Annotated in this window: 11 protein-coding genes and 6 pseudogenes; 4 read left to right on the top strand and 13 right to left on the bottom strand. The window is 34.8% G+C overall.

Translation table 11 applies throughout. From position 1 onward, the window contains the following. Positions 1–68: 68 nt before the first annotated feature. Positions 69–896, top strand: coding sequence for a hypothetical protein (locus tag ABLO99_RS03110; protein WP_349968220.1), 828 nt, complete (start codon positions 69–71; stop codon positions 894–896). 203 nt (positions 897–1,099) lie between these two features. On the opposite strand, the gene dcd is transcribed toward ABLO99_RS03110, so the two are convergent. The 4 genes and pseudogenes from dcd to ABLO99_RS03090 all read right to left on the bottom strand — a co-directional run. Further along, positions 1,100–1,657 carry a dCTP deaminase gene (gene dcd, locus ABLO99_RS03105; RefSeq protein WP_349968219.1) on the bottom strand — a complete coding sequence of 186 codons (558 nt, stop codon included), beginning with the start codon at positions 1,655–1,657 and terminating at the stop codon, positions 1,100–1,102. Positions 1,658–2,287: 630 nt separating this feature from the next. Next, positions 2,288–3,739, bottom strand: a complete 1,452-nt coding sequence (locus ABLO99_RS03100) for a TrkH family potassium uptake protein (RefSeq protein ID WP_047758663.1) — start codon at positions 3,737–3,739, stop codon at positions 2,288–2,290. A 120-nt stretch (positions 3,740–3,859) separates the two neighbouring features. Continuing rightward, positions 3,860–4,692 (bottom strand): IS5 family transposase gene (locus tag ABLO99_RS03095; protein WP_349967334.1). Its coding sequence is split into 2 segments (ribosomal slippage): positions 3,860–4,326 and positions 4,326–4,692, totalling 834 coding nucleotides; the frame shifts between segments, so codons are not numbered across the junction. A 90-nt stretch (positions 4,693–4,782) separates the two neighbouring features. After that, a pseudogene (locus tag ABLO99_RS03090) lies at positions 4,783–5,119 on the bottom strand (transposase); the annotation flags it as partial. Positions 5,120–5,152: 33 nt separating this feature from the next. Between ABLO99_RS03090 and ABLO99_RS03085 the strand changes: the two are divergent. Beyond that, positions 5,153–5,937: pseudogene (locus tag ABLO99_RS03085) on the top strand (IS5 family transposase). 244 nt (positions 5,938–6,181) lie between these two features. Here ABLO99_RS03085 and ABLO99_RS03080 read toward each other — a convergent pair. The 4 genes and pseudogenes from ABLO99_RS03080 to ABLO99_RS03065 all read right to left on the bottom strand — a co-directional run bounded on the left by ABLO99_RS03080 (position 6,182) and on the right by ABLO99_RS03065 (position 9,330). Then, positions 6,182–6,970, bottom strand: a complete 789-nt coding sequence (locus ABLO99_RS03080) for a TatD family hydrolase (RefSeq protein WP_047758661.1) — start codon at positions 6,968–6,970, stop codon at positions 6,182–6,184. Then, positions 6,960–7,448 carry an RNA pyrophosphohydrolase gene (locus tag ABLO99_RS03075; RefSeq protein ID WP_047758660.1) on the bottom strand — a complete coding sequence of 163 codons (489 nt, stop codon included), beginning with the start codon at positions 7,446–7,448 and terminating at the stop codon, positions 6,960–6,962. The genes ABLO99_RS03080 and ABLO99_RS03075 overlap by 11 nt, the downstream gene beginning before the upstream one ends. Positions 7,449–7,601: 153 nt before the next feature. Continuing rightward, positions 7,602–8,934 (bottom strand): annotated as a pseudogene (locus ABLO99_RS03070) (IS110 family transposase). A gap of 222 nt (positions 8,935–9,156) precedes the next feature. After that, entirely contained in the window at positions 9,157–9,330 is a 174-nt protein-coding gene (locus ABLO99_RS03065) for a hypothetical protein (RefSeq protein ID WP_349968218.1), read from the bottom strand. Between the two features lie 183 nt (positions 9,331–9,513). Between ABLO99_RS03065 and rsfS the strand changes: the two genes are divergently transcribed. Both rsfS and tyrS read left to right on the top strand, forming a co-directional pair. Continuing rightward, the gene (gene rsfS / locus ABLO99_RS03060; protein ID WP_047758659.1) at positions 9,514–9,831 is read left to right on the top strand and encodes a ribosome silencing factor; all 318 of its coding nucleotides are present in this window, start codon (positions 9,514–9,516) and stop codon (positions 9,829–9,831) included. 229 nt (positions 9,832–10,060) lie between these two features. Continuing rightward, entirely contained in the window at positions 10,061–11,311 is a 1,251-nt protein-coding gene (gene tyrS, locus ABLO99_RS03055) for a tyrosine--tRNA ligase (protein ID WP_349968217.1), read from the top strand. A gap of 431 nt (positions 11,312–11,742) precedes the next feature. On the opposite strand, the pseudogene ABLO99_RS03050 reads toward tyrS, so the two are convergent. From ABLO99_RS03050 to ABLO99_RS03030, 5 genes and pseudogenes are all read right to left on the bottom strand, one after another. Continuing rightward, positions 11,743–12,002: pseudogene (locus ABLO99_RS03050) on the bottom strand (transposase); the annotation flags it as partial. Between the two features lie 234 nt (positions 12,003–12,236). Next, positions 12,237–13,184, bottom strand: coding sequence for an IS110 family transposase (locus ABLO99_RS03045; RefSeq protein WP_349967103.1), 948 nt, complete (start codon positions 13,182–13,184; stop codon positions 12,237–12,239). A 349-nt stretch (positions 13,185–13,533) separates the two neighbouring features. Further along, a pseudogene (locus ABLO99_RS03040) lies at positions 13,534–14,521 on the bottom strand (IS110 family transposase). A 43-nt stretch (positions 14,522–14,564) separates the two neighbouring features. Next, positions 14,565–15,664, bottom strand: a pseudogene (locus ABLO99_RS03035) (IS110 family transposase); the annotation flags it as partial. Between the two features lie 197 nt (positions 15,665–15,861). Further along, positions 15,862–17,139, bottom strand: coding sequence for an IS4-like element ISWpi18 family transposase (locus ABLO99_RS03030; RefSeq protein WP_349966866.1), 1,278 nt, complete (start codon positions 17,137–17,139; stop codon positions 15,862–15,864). Positions 17,140–17,161: the final 22 nt, after the last annotated feature.

Here is a 17,161-nt window from a genome sequence, read left to right as displayed (position 1 = left end):
AAAAATTTTGTTGAAAAACAAAGGAAAATATAGTACAATAGCAGCATTAATATTAACTTAAACTAATTATGCCAGCAGTAGTAAATACACCAGATAACGTACAAAGACCGTCAAAATTAAAAAAAGCAAGAGATATTTTACTAGCTCCTGTGAGGTGGCTTGTCATCGGTTTAGCTATAGCATTACTTATAGCATTTACTGTTCTTCTTGTCCTAGTATTGATTCTAGTCGCTGAAGCATTGAGTAAGCTATATACTCTTGCAGGAGGCAAAATGCCAGGATGGTTAGGGCAAAGGGCTGAAGCATTTATGGAGGCAGCACGTATTCCACAAACAACACATGATACTGATGTAAATAATGCAATCAGTATCAACATTCAAAAGCTAAGAGAAAACTATGGTGAGCCTGATGTTGAAGATGGATTTACACAAGAAATAGAAAATTTTATCAATGAGCTAGAGTGTATAGCAAATGGAGCGCAGAAAGCTGCAGATAAAGACCAACTTACAGAAGATGAGAAAAAACATGCACTTGAGTGTTTGAAGCGTATAAAGAATAACTCCGACCTGAATAGTGGAAGCAAGTTAACATTGAAGCAAGTTTTAAGTTTGGTCTGGAGAGCTTGTAATGATGAAAATAAAAAAAGTGCTGATCGTAATATAAATATTAATATCCGCATATTACAGAGAAAGTATCAACTGGTTAAACATTTAGTAGAATCGCAAACAGAATACGGAGTGCGTGGTGGAAATGCATGTTTTACTGGCACCTTCAATAGCATTGTCTCTTCCTTGTACACTTTTGAAGAGTTTAACTTCTTGCAAAAAGCGAATAAGGATACTATAAAGCAGGAATTCGAAAATGAGTTGCAAAAAAAAGGGAGAAGAACTATTTAATCAGCTTTCCAATGACAAAGAAAAAAAGAAGTTGCAGAAGCTTTAAGTAATCCTTCTACAAATTTCTTTATTAGCTTTATAGAATCATTTAAAAACCACTCTGCGCGTGCAGTTTTAGGCGATAAAGAATATAATGAATTAGTTAAAACTCATCTTAGTAATCTTCAGTACAACGAAACAATATCACGCTTTACCTAAGGTGATTATTTCACCAGCGGCAAAGTGATACCATGTTGGTTCATATATTTTCCCTTCATATCATCATATGATTTCTCGCACTCACCTTCGCCGCTTAAAAACACAAATTGGCATGCGCCTTCATTAGCGTAAATTTTTGCAGGAAGTGGAGTAGTGTTTGAGAATTCAAGTGTGACATGACCTTCCCATCCAGGTTCTAAAGGTGTGACGTTTACTATAATACCACATCTTGCATAAGTTGATTTACCAACACAAATTACGAGTATATTCCTTGGTATACGAAAATATTCCACTGTGCTGGCAAGCACAAAACTATTTGGTGGAATTATACATACATCTGTTTCCTTATCTATGAAACTATTCTCAGAAAAATTCTTGGGATCTACAATAGCTGAATTAACATTAGTAAAAATCTTAAATTTATTATTTACTCTCGCATCATATCCATAAGACGATAATCCGAAAGATACGACACCCTTACTGCTTTTATGATTCACAAAAGGCTCTATCATTCCAGAGTTTTCAGCTTTGTCCCTTATCCATTTATCTGGCATAACTGCCATAATTTTTCCTTAAAGTTTTGTAATACTTACAATAATATGAAATAAAATTTAAATGTAAACTATAGAGCGTTTTGTAGAGCTACTTGACTGCAATTAAAAATATTAATAAATTTACTAAGCAGAAAAAATGGTGTCATTCAAGTAGCTAACACTGGGATCCATATATAACAAATCATGTAATGAACAAAAGATTGTAGGAGTATATGTCAAAAACAATGTTTGTGATGAAATAGACTGGATTCCAGCGTCGCACGCTGGAATGACACCATTTTCGGTCTCTAAAATTACTTTAGCTACAAATATTAATAAATTTACTAAATAGAAAAAAGGCAAAAGAATCCCTATGTAGTGAGTTTGACCATATAATAATTTAAACTGGCGCTGTAATAATGTGCTAACGCTTAAAATAAGCGCGATTTGGCTGAATGTAGAAAAAATAAAAAAGACATACAGCCGCTATAATTTTATGTAATCCGCCAATAAGTACCCTAAGTTTTTTACTGAATTTTTGTTGTTGAGCCTGCAGGTCAAAAACAAGTATAAATACCCTTAAGGTTAAGGTAATCGTCATAGAGAGGTTTGTCAAGACCTAAATGACTCTCAGTAAAAATCACATGCAAGATGTTCGCTTTAATTTTTCCTACTAAGTAATAATAAGCTACCTATACAAAAATAAATTGGCAATATTTCAAGTCTGCCAAGTAGCATTAAAAATGATAGAAACAGTTTTACTCCGCCACTAAAGGAGGAATAATTACCTGAAGGACCTATTAGGTTACTGAATCCTGGACCAGAGTTTGTAAGCATTGCAGAAACTGAGCTAATACTAGTTACAAAGTCCGCATTGCTTAAGTAAGACATCACTATTGACGATACAGTGAATGTTAATATGTAAATTGCAAAAAACGTAAAGACAGATTGAACTTCATCATTCTTCAGGATTTTACCATTGAATTTTACTCTATCATTTGCACCTGGATTGAATAAAGAGCTAAAGTAATTCCTTATAGACCTTAGAAAAATGATCAAACGGAAGATTTTGATTCCACCACTGGCAGAACCACTACATCCACCAATAAAGGTTAGAAAAAAAGCTAAGACTGAAATAAAGCTCCAATCCAAGTAGTTGCACATTACATAGCCAGTTGATGTGATAAAAGAGGTAATAGTAAATGTGCTGTACCTAAATGATAAAAATGCTCCTAAGTTAAAATTTTTATATAACCAAAAATAAGCAAACAAAGATGAGATAATCAATATCTTAATAAAGCAAGAGACCTGTTCATCATGGTAAACGTCTAATTGTCTTATAATTTTTAAATAGCTAAGAAAAGGTAGAGAACCCAAAATCATAAAAATGATTGTTATGACTTCTAACATAGAGTTATTGTAGTGACCTATAGAATCGTTATAGTTAGCAAATCCACCAGTTGATACAGCGGACATTCCGTGACATATTGCGTCAAATAATGGCATACCAGCTAGATAATAGGAAAATATGCACAATAAAATTAAGCCATAATATATTTCTGCAATATGTATCACTACGCTTCGCGTATGTGGCAACCTTCTTTTGATAGCATCTGAATATTCAGAATAGAGTAAATTATTTAAGCTCAAAACCTTAAATATGGGAAAAGCTGCAATTCCTATAGTAATTACTCCAAATCCTCCTATACCATGCAGCATTGCTCTCCATAGCAATATTCCCGGAGATTGTTGTTCAATGTCACTGAGCACAGTTGCTCCTGTGGTTGTAATCCCAGATACTGCTTCAAATAGTGCATCGATGTAGCTTAGACTATCAAGATAGAATGGAATAGCTGCAAATAGAGATAATGCAATCCAGGTACAACTGGTAATCGCAAAAATTGCTGGCATTCCATGTAACTTATTTAGTTTACCCAGTAAAATAAAAATTGCACTAAATGTGCAGGTAACTATAAATCCAACCAGAAAATTTTTCCATTCGTAACCTAGATAATTATTAGTAATAGCAGGAATAAGCATTGCTAAGCCAAACAACAATAGGAAAATTCCCACAATAAACGCAATTGAACGTAAAGTTTGCAGATTTTCCATAGGTAGCACCGCGAAAGCTATATGTTATTTAAATTTCAACCGCTTTGCTAATTTTTTCTTTTGACTTAATATGCGTATCTACAGTAACTAAATTTAGAGGTTGTCCACAAACCATTAAATTCAAGCATATTCCCTACTTAACATAACTTTACTCATAGCCAGATATATGAAACTTTCAGTAGATGTTGTAAGTAAATCGTACTCCTTTGATAGCCTTCTATTTCTATTGATCCAAGCAAAAGTCCTCTCTACCACCCACCTTCTCGGTTGTACTGCAAATCCAGGATCCCGTTGTGGCAATAGTTCTGGTGGTGTATCTTTATGCACCCAAAACCTACATGGAGGTCTTTTCACAATTTCAATATCTATCCCATGTTCTTCCTCTATATGGGTTTTTAAATCTTTTCCTTGGTACCCCATATCAGCCCACATTTTCTTAATATTGCTGTATTTTTCTTTCATATCGTCCAATACCATCTTCACCCCATCTCTGTCATTTTCGCTTGCAGCTCCTACATAGCAACCAAGCACAAATCCTTGAGTATCTGTGATTATATGTCTTTTTCTCCCATTTACTTTTTTTGCACCATCATAACCTTTGACCCCCCTTTTTCCGTGATTTTTACCGATTGACTATCCACTATGCATGCGCTTGGCTCCTCACTTCTTCCCATTTTTGACCTACTATATTTAGTGATATCATAGTTCACTTTCTCAAAAATCCTCTGCTTTTTCCATCTTCTAAACTGTTCATGCACAGCCTTCCACAACGGAAAATCGTGTGGTAAATTGCGCCATTGACATCCTGTGCGCAGTACATAAAGAATTGCATTCAGTATCTCACACTTACTGTATTTTGGCGGCCTTCCTCCTTTCTTATACGATACCCTGAAGTGTTTTTCTATTCGGGACCATTCCCTTTTACTTAAATCTGTTGGATATTTTTTCCTCATCTCTTACCTCAATATTCTGCCTTTATATACTACTTATTTCTTGATTTGTGGACAACCTCTTAGAGCTCTTTTCATAATAGTCCGAAAAGCTTATAGAAAAGCAGAATCAACAGCATGACGAAAAGATGTGATATAGAGGGATGTTTTTCCTAGCTCTGTTTTTTATAGCAAACCAACAATGCTCAATTTTGTTAAAATCGGGAGAATAAGGCGGTAGATATAAAATTTCTGCACCAACTCCTTTAGCAAATCTTATTAGACTTATGAAAAGTAGCATTATCAAAGTTTGTCCAGATCGGTGTCAAAAACTGCTCAAACCATTTATTAACATATTACAGTGGCCTTCAAATGTTAACGGAACAACTACCTTTCTTCCACTTAAGGCTGCAATCATACTGATTCGTTGAGTTTTCTTAGAACATGTTAAGAATCTCGGATAGATGAGGTAGAATAGGCATAGATTAAAAATGAGGTATATCTATGCAAAACAAGCGATGTAAGTAGAGAACAATTTGAAAAGATCAGGACGATTCTGGAGAGTAGCAGGAAGAAAATAAAACCAAGAAAGCTTGATTTATATGAAGTATTTTGTGGAGTGTTATACGTCCTAAAAAGCTCCTGCCAGTGGAGAATGCTGCCAACCAAGATGGGAAAATACATATTACTATTTTCAAATCTGGAACAAGAAAAATGGAGAAGAACCAAGTTTACTCGAACTGGTCTTAAAAAAAATTAGTTGGAGAGAACAATGGTCGAAAAGAGAAAACAAGCTTCTGTATAATTGATTCCCAAAGTGTTAAAAACACAGATACCGCTGAAAAGAAAGGATATGATGCTGGTAAAAAGATTTCTGGTATAAAACGTCATATAGCAGTTGATACTCAAGGTTTACCACACGCAATTCATCTGACAACTGCAGAAGCAACTGATCGTAGCAGTGCTGTGAAAATGGTCGAGAACGCTAAAGAAAACCTCTCGGCAGTTACAAATATACTTGTTGATGCCGGCTATACAGGAGAAAATTTTGCAACTCAAATAAAAGCTACCATTGGTGCAACTGTTGAGGTAATAAAGCGAAGTGAATTACATTTTTTTGTTGTATTGCCAAAGAGATGGGTTGTTGAACGCTCTTTTGCTTGGTTGGAAAAGTGCAGACGATTGTGGAAAAATTGCGAACGTAAACTCAACACCAGCTTGCAAATGGTCGTTCTTGCTTTCACTGCTTTACTCCTCAAAAGATTTTAAACAGGTTCTTAGAGCAATTTATTATGGAATAAAGCATAATAATTCTGTTATGTGCAACATCGGCGTAATTTTTTTTATGATTAATCTATATACTAGGTTTTTTGAATATTTTAATTTTAGCAATACTCATTTTTCTGTGCTTTTTTCGATCTTAGGTGTAAGCTTATGGATTATAGTTATAAAAGCTGAAAAAATCTTCAATATCAGCTTAATTTATAACGAAAATCAAGCGGCAAAAGAGAGTTTATGAAATTTTCTTATAGATCAGCTTTGTAAATAGCCTAAAAAAGTTATTAGTGGTTACCTCTGCTACTTCATCCGGTGACTCATTCCACAGCTCTGCCAAACAACTCACAACATATTTTACCATTGCCGGTTCATTTTTTTTTCCTCTATAAGGCTCAGGTGACAGGTAAGGTGCATCAGTTTCAACTAAAACACGCTCACGTGGTACATTTTGTGCAATTTCTCTGAGTAAGCTCGCATTTTTAAAAGTAATAATTCCAGAAAATGAGATGTACAATTCTAAATCCATAGCTTTATAAGCAAGCTCTTTAGAGGAAGCAAAGCAGTGCATTACTCCATTAAAAGCGTCATTCTTCATCTCTGAATTTAACATATCAATCATCTCACTATCAGCACTTCTAGTGTGAATAACTAAAGGTAATCCTGTTACTCTTGCCGCTTCTATGTGTGATGCAAAACTTTTCTTTTGATTGCTTTTGTTATCAGATTTATAAAAATCTAATCCAGTTTCACCGATACTAATTACCTTTTGATCCTTAGTAAACTCCATCAATTCATCAACATGTATACACTCACCTTTTTCCACAGTAGCATCAAGCGGATGTATACCAACAGAGTAGTAGATTTGATCATAGGATGAAGAGATCTTTAATAACTTAGGAATATCATCAACGCTTATGCATATGTTATGCAAAATTCTCACACCATTTTGTTCTGCCCTTGAAATTACTTTCGGTATTTCATCATCAGAAAAATAAAGTAGATGACAATGAGAATCAACTATCATAAATAGATCCTTTTATGATAGAAGAAAACTCTTCTATCACTGTTTTATAAACTTCTTTTTTGAACGGTATGGCACTGGCTACCAAATCATCCACATTTTGCCAACGCCACTCCTTGAACTCTGGATGATCAGTATAGTTAATATTAATATCCTTATCCTCCCCATAAAATTTCATTAAGAACCACCTTTGCTTTTGGCCAGAATATCTCCCATTCCAGCATGTTGGTATAATTTCCTCAGGTAAGTTGTAGTGTATCCACTCTTTATTTTTAGTCACAACTTCTACTTTATCAGTACCAACTTCCTCCAATAGCTCACGTAGTGCTGCCTGCTTTAGCTCTTCACCATCGTCAATTCCCCCTTGTGGCATCTGCCAATAAGAGTCACTGTCAAAGCGTTTTCCAATAAAAACATTCCCCTGTTTATTAAATAGCATTATGCCAACACAAGGGCGATACTTTTTCTCTTGCCTAATCACAAATACTCTCTGTTACTAAATTATTTATCATAGAAGCTCCAACTACTTTATGTACCATTTATTCTTTCAACAATTTTTTCTGCAACTTCCTTTCATTTGTAAATATATAATGCTTTATGGTATTTTTCCAATATTGCTAACATATTCTCTCTCCTAAGAAACTCCTTGAACTAACTCATCTTTTTTTACCAGGATATAGCCAAATTCAGAAGCTTTTTTACTCAGATTTTTCATAACCCTGTTTTGATAAAGTTTTTCGTAAGAATCAATTCCTTTTTCGACATACTCTTGTCCATACTTTAGCATATTATAAAAGATACATGCTAATTTCCTTGCCATAGCAGTGATCGCTTTTGGAGCTCCCAGTCGTTTTTTCCACTTTCTGCATTGTGAACCAAGAGCAGTATTACTTTTTGATACACATTGTGCAGCAAGCCGTAAGGCATTTGCAGCACGATTTACGACTTTACAAGTTTTCGTGCTAAACACTTTCTCTCCAGTGATTTTATTACCAGGACTCAGCCCCAACCAAGACGAAAATGTTGGCCATTTGTTATGGTTGATACCAGTCTCTGAGATTATGGTCTGTATACTTAGTACACTGAATCCTGGATCTAGTAAAATCTATCCCGATAACCCGGTATAATTCTTCATGCAAATTAAAGTTTGGATCATTTTTTTGCTTGCCTTGTGCTTTACTTGTTGATTTGCTCTCATCAGATTTTGTTTCAAATGTTTTATAGTAGCTTTCAACGCTTCTATCACATTCCTTTATTTGTTCCTGGAAAAAAGTATATGCTTCATATTCTTGCTTAAGTGTAAACAAGTGTTCCTCTCTGTAGTCATCGGTTAATGCCTTTACAATAGTAGATTTATCATTTCTTATTCGTCCATCCCTTAATTCAGCTAATTTTTCAGGATCTCTTTCACCTTCAATTATCGCTTCAATAATCCTAATACCTGTTACACCGTTAATATCACTAATTGCCTTATGTAACTGAATGTTCATCTGAATTAATGCCTTTTGCATGCGTTGAGTGTGTGTACTTGCGCTTCTGATTAGATTATTACGTTGTCTGACGTAGCCACGCAGTACGCAAATTTGATCATCTGGTCTAAATGATCCTTGGAGCAGTCCATAGCTATGTAACTGTTGCAACCACTGGCAATCTTGAACATCAGATTTTCTACCAGGTACATTTTTAATATGCCGCGCGTTTACTAATTTTACTTCAAATCCATATGATTCAAGTATTTGAAATAAAGGAATCCAATATACTCCCGTTGATTCCATAGCTACCGTTTTAATTTCACACTTCTTCAACCATTTTGCTAAGTTATGCAGATCCACTGTAAAACAACCAAACTTTTGGATATGTTGCTCATCTCTTCCTTCTGGAACACATACATAATGTACAGATGAGCCAATGTCTATTCCTGCCGCATTAGGGTTCATTACTTCCAACTTATTTTTTACTTTTGCCATTTTATACCTTTAGTATATAATTTATCATTGAAGAAGCGCTTCAGCTTGAGACGGTAAAATTAAGGCACTCTCCTAAACGAGGTAGTCTGAATAGACTCCATCAATGGTTTAACCGTCACCTTCAAAACCATGCTAACCAACGGGCACTGTGACACCATTGGGATATCGGTCATAACTGCAGAAGTGCTTCCTACGCAATTATACCAACAAATTACTAAAAACTTAAATTAGGGAGTTTCTTTTTGGTTTGACAGGTTTTGCCTGTTCGATGCTAATCACAAAAATTTTTTCCCATATTTCACTTGTAACCTCAGCGTTTCTTAAGTCAATCATATCAAATATAATATTACTAAACAGGTTATTGTCTACTATCACCCCATCAATAATATTACACATCTCTTTTACAATCGTAAGTTTGCCACTACCTGATTAAGTAAATGATCATATCATCAGAAAGCTATCATACATTACAAATAAAAGAATATGTATTATAAACGTTATGCTAAAAGCATATCAAAAATAGTTCACATTCAGAAGTTTTGAGTGTATAATCATAAATAAATTATATGGTTTAGAATAATGACTGGTGATACAGAGTCAATAAAAAGTACGATTGTAGATGTAATAGATCAAAACAAAGGTCACGATATAGTTACTTTTGATGTGCAGAATAAAACCGTCATTGCAAAATATATGATCATTGCATCTGGTGATTCGAGCCGCCATGTGAAAGCGTTAGCTGAGCACGTAATGGAAAATCTTAAGCAATATGATAAAATAGATGTAGAAGGTATGGATGAAGGTAATTGGGTAATTGTGAATTTTCAAGGCATAATGGTTCACATATTCAGGCCAGAAGTAAGGGAGTATTATAAAATAGAAGAGTTATGGAATTGATTATCCAGATAGCTGGTATACAATTGCTCAAATGTGGTAATTTTGAAGGCAACTCCTATGTAGATGGTAGTGTCATTCCAGCGCGTGACGCTGGAATCCAGTTTTTCATATCGAAAACGTTTTATAGTGTATTTGTTTATAATTAAGTTTCCAGTGTCTGAGCACTGGGATGACATCTTTCTCTGTGAAAACTGCCTTCACATTAATAACAGTGTAAGCTGAGGTACAAATGAAACACAAGTCCGAATTTTTAAACTTCATTCAAGAAAGAGGATATCTATATCAGTGCACAAACATTGAAGGACTAGATCAATTATTATTGCAAAGCAATTATATAGTCGCATACATTGGGTTTGATTGCACAGCACCAAGTCTTCATGCTGGTCACCTAATTCAGATTGTGATGCTCCGTCACCTGCAAAAATTTGGTTATAAGCCGATAGTCCTACTTGGAGGTGGTACAACAAAAATTGGTGACCCATCCTTCAAAGATAAAACAAGAAGCATCTTGCCCGTAGAGAACATCAATCAAAATATATCCAGTATAAGGGGAATATTAGAGAGAATGGTGTCTTTTAATGACAGCAAGACTGGTGCAATGATAGTAAATAACGCAGATTGGTTGGATAACATAAAATACATAGATTTTTTGCGTGATATAGGAGCTTATTTTTCTGTAAATCGTATGCTAAGTTTTGATAGTGTGAAAATTAGGCTGGATAAAGAGCAAACCTTAAGCTTTCTGGAATTTAATTACATGCTATTGCAAGCTTACGACTTTACTGAATTAAACAAAAAATATGATTGTCGTCTGCAGATCGGAGGGTCAGACCAATGGGGAAATATAGTAAACGGAATTGAACTTGGCAAAAAGTTGAATTTACCTGAGCTGTTTGGTCTTACCATGCCTCTTTTATTAAATGCACAAGGAAAAAAAATGGGCAAAACTGAAAGTGGAGCTATATGGCTCGATGGCAGTATGCTAAAGCCTTACGATTATTGGCAATATTTTCGCAATGTTGATGATCAAGATGTTGGTCGTTTTTTGAGACTTTTTACCGATTTATCAATTGATGAAATTAAAAAACTAGAGTCCTTGAAGGATCAAGAAATAAATGAAGCAAAAAAGGTCTTGGCAACAGAAGTGACAAAAATATGTCATGGTTGCAAAGAAGCAGAACTTGCACGATCTGCTGCAATCTCTGCTTTTGAAAATGAAGACAGTTCATTGCTTTCTGGTTACACTATCACAAGAGAACAAGTTGCAAGTGGCATACCCTTGATAGACCTGCTGCATGACACCGGTTTTGAACCTTCAAAAAGTGCAGCAAAGCGTTTAATACAGGGCAATGGATGCAAGATTAATGATAATGTTGTAAACAATATTGATCATGTAATAAATTTTGAGAGCTTTAAAGGTCAGCCATTTATCAAATTATCTGCAGGAAAGAAACGTCATATCAAAGTTGTGGTGGGTTAGATTTTGAAGCGAGAAAGTAAATTTCATACAAATGAGAAATTGTGTATAAAACAACTGAAAAGATATTAGAAAGCGAAATTCTATTATATACAACTTCAAATGGAGATATACGGACTGATGTTTTGTATCATGCATTAGAACAATTAACGAGCATTTACAAAACATATTTCGTATCTGTTCAGGAAAGTTGGCTAATGTGCAAATAAAGTGCGTGGCTGTACGAACATTGTGGCAATTTGCGTAGTAAATGATGTCATTCCAGTGCGTAACACTGGGATTCATTTTTCCATCATCATCAAAAACGCTGCATTTTAACACAAAAAATTAGCTACTTTTACATTCACCAACTCAGCTAGTGTCTGAGCACTGAGATCTGATATGCTTAAATCATAATGTCCGTACAGCTGCGACCCTAAGACCCCAACTATGGATTAGCTAGCAAAGAAAGGAGTAGAAATAGAGGGCTTTTTCGACTGCATGAAATAGGAAATCAAGACAGAAAAACATGAATTAGGAAATTTATTGGTGATCTGTGTCTTGTATGCTCAATCTCAAACTTGTTTTTCAAGGAATCAAAAACCGTCTCAACAATCGATCTTTTTCTTAGCAAAATCTTCTCTTTCAGCGAAATCAGTGCGTTTTTCATACCTTTCTTCACTTTAGTGACGAGTTTTAGGCCTCTATTGAAGAGCATAGGCGTCAAGTTAAGGAAAAGTGGAATAAGAAAGATATCAACTATGTTTAAAAATTTTTTATTTGTGTAATTTTGCAACTTCATATGGCAATAAAACCCCGTTTTGTCGTATAAGAATAGAATTTTATATCAAACAGCTACTACCTTGCTTAAGCCAATGAATATGTGCGTTTAGTGTGTGTGTGGACGCACATATTCATTAACTAATTTTAATTATTGCCATGTAAATTTCTAAACATGCAAATTAATTGCTTCTTTAAGTCTGGCATTGGCGATGACTATAATTTTACGCATAAGTGCAGTGAGTGCTACCATCTTTCTTTTACCACTATCAATAAGCTTACAATAAAAAGCAGCAAGTTCTGACTTGGAGTTTCTAGCAGCCATAGCAGCTGTGAAAAGCTTTGAACGAACGTTACTTCTTCCACCTATAATCCTTCGGTAACCAATAGCTTTACCACTTTCCTTAGGATGAGGTGCAACACCTGCAAGGCTTGCAACTTGCCTTTTGTTTAAGGAACCAAGTTCCGGTATAAGGCACAATAAACATTGAGAGGTTTTTCTACCTATTCCAGGAACTGTTTCAAGAATCTTCTGGTATCGGTTCAGTTCAGGGTTTTCATTGACTATTTTTTGTATAGCTTGATCAAGCTTTTCTACCTGATTATTGAGGAATTCAATAGTTTGTTGACAACTTTCCTTAATGTAATCATTTCCAGGAGTTTTAAGCCTATTTTTTTCTTGAACAAGCATTTTTGTAATATCATCACGACGCTGACAAAGTGTAAATAAGGTGGTTTGTTCTTTTGAGATAGGTGTAAATAGCTGCAGACGTCCACAACGCTCAACACCATATTGGGCAAGCGCTTTTGCATCCAGATTGTCAGTCTTTGCCAAAGTTCCATGAGATAGAATGAAGTTTTTAACTTGACGAGTATTAGCACGATGCACAGCAATGTTTCTGTCAATAAGAAAATACAATAAGCCAAGCTCATAGCCTCCTGTAGCTTCTAAAATTATCATGGAATTGGGTAAGATATTTGAAAATTTTTGGTAAAATTGTTTCCAGCCAGAACAACTATTGTCAAACTTGATAACACTTTTTTGTTCATTCACTGCAATGACAAATTCAAGTTTTCCGATATCAATGCCAATAAAATTTTGATAAGATATAACCATAAAGAACCTCGAGAGTTTAAGTTAAAATTTAAGATTGTAAACAGGTGCATATGTATGTCCCAAACAACTATTCAAACGTCTCGAAGGATAGGCTTGAGTACCTTGATATCTACGTATGTGTAATACTACCGTCTTACGGTCGCTCAAGCCTTTGATAACTATATTTTTTTATAGAGCTACCTTCCTTCTTGCTTCTTTTATATCATATTTCCAACTTACAACCGTCTTGCTAGTCAACAAAAAAATTACTCAAGCTGTATCATAAAATCAAAAAATACTTCTGATTGTGTAACAGTACACAGATTACAGTTAGTGAATATGTTGAATGGATTGGAAGCATTTTTTGATTTTAAACTACAGTCAACATCCTAGTTCTGTAATTCTTGATATGATTTGGATCAAAAGCACTTTTGGATGTCAGGATACCGAAAATGATATGGAGTAGCTTACGCTCCCACAATTGCCATATTATGCTTACCCTTCTTCTTTAGTCTTTGGCAAAAACTCACAATGATAGGATTGTGATTCTTGGCTACTATGGCAGGAAAGAAAAGGGCCTTACGTAATGTTTGTAACCTGATTTACTTAATCTTGGTTTAGAATGTACAGATGAACCTGATGTTATATTTTTCGGTATAACTCCTGTATATGCTGCCAATTGCCTGGCATCTCTAAAAGCTTTTATGTCAGGGATTTCAGCTAAAATAGCTATTGCTGATTCCTCTCCTATTCCTGGAATAGTCAATAGAAGCTGAAAATTTTCCAACAATTCTTTGTGCTGCTTTAATAGTTTGCGTATGGAGTTTTTTATTATTTCTATTTTTTTAACTATATTCGTTGCAAGATCCTCCCAAGCATTTGCAACTTCTTTAGGCAGTCTCTCTTTTTTTTCTAGGTGGTTATTTACTAATTCTTTTAACGCAACTGAGCAACGATAAAGATGTTTTAATTTTTTCATTTCAGAAGAAGGTGGTGTCCAACGAGTTGGTTCCTGTCTTTGGCAATAATCAGCAATAATTTCTGCATCAGTCTGATCATTCTTTTGTCTTACGAGCTTACTCCTTGTATAAGATTTAATACAATAAGGATTTACAACACTAACAAAATGTCCAGCATTGTGCAGAAATTCAGCCAAAGCTTCGCTATAACAACCACATGCATGCCTTTACTTCTTCCACATTATGCTTTTGTAGAAAACTCAGCAGACCTTGAAACCCAAGATCATCGTTCTTAAAGCTCCTTTTCCTAGTTTCACGCTTTTCTTTTTTACTTATGAATGAAAGAAAAACATCAAAGCGATCTTTTGATACATCAATTCCAAGAAAGTTGTTGATCATATATAACCCCATACGTTACCATTTAAAACGAAAAGTAAGCCTTCTAAGAAACTCCCTCAACCAGTTCATCTTTTTGAACTAAGATGTAGCCAAATTCCTGTGCTTTTTTGATCAAGTTTTTTTTAACTCTCTCTTTGTAACGTGTTTCATAATAGTTCATTCCTTTTTCAACATATTCTTACCCATACTTTAGCATACTATAAAAAATGCATGCTAGTTTTCTTGCGGTAGCCGTGATTGCTTTTGGTGCACCTAGTCGTCTCTTTATTCTTCTACAGTACGCACCTATTCCGCTGTTGCTTCTTGATACACAGTGAGCAGCTATTCGAAATGCATTTGCAGCACGATTAATGACTTTACGCGTTCTTGTGCTAAACACTTTTTCTCCTGTAATTTTATTGGCAGGGCTAACCACGATGAAAAGTGTTTTTCTGTCCGCCATCTATTAGGGTTTATGCCAGTTTCTGAAATTATTGTTTGTATGGTTACTACATCAAGTCCTGGAACTTTTCCCTACCTGTAATTCTATGCAGTTCTTCGTGTATAGCAAAATTTGGCCTATGTTTTGTAGACTTACGCTTTATTTTATTACATAGCTTGTTCCCACCTGACTTTGTCTCAAATGTTTTATAATATCCTTCAATACTTCTATCACATTCTGCTATTTTTTCCTGATAAATATTGTATAGCTCAAACTCTTGTTTTAGTGTAAACAGGTGTTCCTCTCTATAGTTAATGCTTTTGCAATGGTAGATTTATCATTTTTTATTCGTCCATCTCTTAATTCAGCTAATTTTTCTGGATTTCTTTCACCCTCAAGTATTGCTTTAATAATTTGCATGCCAGTAACTCCTGTTATATCGCTTATCACCTTATGCAATTGAATGCTCATTTGAATTAACGCTTTTTGCATACGTTGAATGTGTGCTGCTGCACTTTTTATTAGGTTATCTCGTTGTCTAGCGTAGCTGCGTAATACACAAATTTGATTATCTGGTCTAAATGCAGTCCATAGCTATGCAGTTGTTGTAACCACTGGCAATCATCAGATTTTCTTCCAGGCACATTCTTAACATATTTTGCGTTTACTAATTTTACTTCAAATCCATATGATTCAAGTACTTGAAACAAGGGGATCCAATACCACTGCCATTAAGTTAAGGGAAAGAGAAGTTAAGATTGGACAAAAAATTTGAAGTGATTGATAATTATGGTAAATACTAGGGTGAATTTTTAAGAAAAGGGAGTCTGAAAAGTGCAAGTTATTTAAAAAAGTAATAATTGCAGGTTATTTTGCAAAGAATGTACTAATGCAATGATACTGAAAAGATATCTTGAATTTAAAACACATGTTTTCTAGCTCTTTTCTGGTAGTTGAGTGAACGAATATCAGATATCTTATGACGATCAACTCTTCTCCCTTTTCTTACCACTAAAGTGTTCATCAAAAATAACTGTGATAGTCGATCCATAATGCAGTCTATGTCTGACTCTGTAGAAAAAATATCAAAGGCTAAGTTTTTAATCGCATTAAATGAGACAGATTTATTGATGCTTTTTTTTAGTTTACTATTCTGTGCGCTCAATGTCTCTTCATCATCTTCTATCATGATACTTTCTAGATTACTGATGAAGATAGTTGACCAAAAATCCTGCTTGATAGTTTCAATACTTTTTCCTGTGAAATTCTCTAAATTTAATCTTCCCTTCAGCCTAGAAAAAAATGTTTCTACTCCCCAGCGCAAGTAATATAATCTCTCAAACTCTTCGACTGTAAAACTTTGCTCATCTAACAGAGATGTTACTAACACTTCAACTTCTCCAGAAGAAAGTATTATTTTGACTAACCTGAATTTCATCTCATCAGGTAATCCTAGCTTTCGTAGCTGTCTTGCTACTTTAATAGGTGCGGTAGACACTACCACCATACTAGATGGGCTTTCCGGCTTAAACATAGCGTTTATTTCATTGAAAGACGAACTTGGACAGCGAATTATATAATTGATTTTCCTTCCTGTAAGCTCAGCAAGAAATCGATAAGATACGTATCCTCTATCACAGATTAACAAATCGTCTGATTTTATGGATTCAAGCATACCGATCGCTAAATCAACCTCATAGCTGTCACCTCTACTTAGCACAGATTTTATTGCAATATTATTTAGCACATCGTAGCAAACTTCAAAGGTTGCACTTGTATAGTCTTCAAATCTCTGGATTCCATTCCATACTGCTCTTGAGCCAAACTCGCCTATTATTTTGTCGCTCTTTGGCAGAATCAGTATTGAAGCATCAAATGCAAGTACTCTGAAGCCATGGTGGGTTTTAAATTCCTGATCTTGGTAGTATAGGGAAACTATATCATCATTTAACTCTGAAAACGCAGTATGCTTTAGCTTCTTTCTTGCTTGAGTAAATGCACTTGCCGTAATTGTGTAATCTTTTCTTGTATGCAGAACAAACTCATTAAGCATTACTTGTAATGACTTTACACTCTTTCTAAAAATCAGGAGAAATACATTAATGAAGGGCAGCTTTCTTTTTCGTGAGAAGTCTTTTGAGGATGCTCTGTGTGCGTTTATAAAGTTTAAACTCATCAATTTATTTTTTATAAACATGATTATTCTTTTTTTTACTCAT

It is taken from the genome of Wolbachia endosymbiont of Armadillidium arcangelii, assembly GCF_040207875.1.
In the GTDB taxonomy this organism is placed as follows: Bacteria; Pseudomonadota; Alphaproteobacteria; order Rickettsiales; family Anaplasmataceae; genus Wolbachia.
The sequence above is the reverse complement of the archived record's forward strand: the minus strand, read 5'-3'. Positions and strand labels throughout refer to the sequence as shown.

Bases quoted from the DNA above. Each gene is read 5' to 3' on its own strand.
- ABLO99_RS03065 (WP_349968218.1), bottom strand. From the start codon at position 9,330: ATGTGTAATATTATTGATGGGGTGATAGTAGACAATAACCTGTTTAGT.
- dcd (WP_349968219.1), bottom strand. From the start codon at position 1,657: ATGGCAGTTATGCCAGATAAATGGATAAGGGACAAAGCTGAAAACTCT.
- ABLO99_RS03080 (WP_047758661.1), bottom strand. From the start codon at position 6,970: ATGATAGTTGATTCTCATTGTCATCTACTTTATTTTTCTGATGATGAA.
- ABLO99_RS03030 (WP_349966866.1), bottom strand. From the start codon at position 17,139: ATGTTTATAAAAAATAAATTGATGAGTTTAAACTTTATAAACGCACAC.
- ABLO99_RS03110 (WP_349968220.1), top strand. From the start codon at position 69: ATGCCAGCAGTAGTAAATACACCAGATAACGTACAAAGACCGTCAAAA.
- tyrS (WP_349968217.1), top strand. From the start codon at position 10,061: ATGAAACACAAGTCCGAATTTTTAAACTTCATTCAAGAAAGAGGATAT.
- rsfS (WP_047758659.1), top strand. From the start codon at position 9,514: ATGACTGGTGATACAGAGTCAATAAAAAGTACGATTGTAGATGTAATA.
- ABLO99_RS03100 (WP_047758663.1), bottom strand. From the start codon at position 3,739: ATGGAAAATCTGCAAACTTTACGTTCAATTGCGTTTATTGTGGGAATT.
- ABLO99_RS03045 (WP_349967103.1), bottom strand. From the start codon at position 13,184: ATGGTTATATCTTATCAAAATTTTATTGGCATTGATATCGGAAAACTT.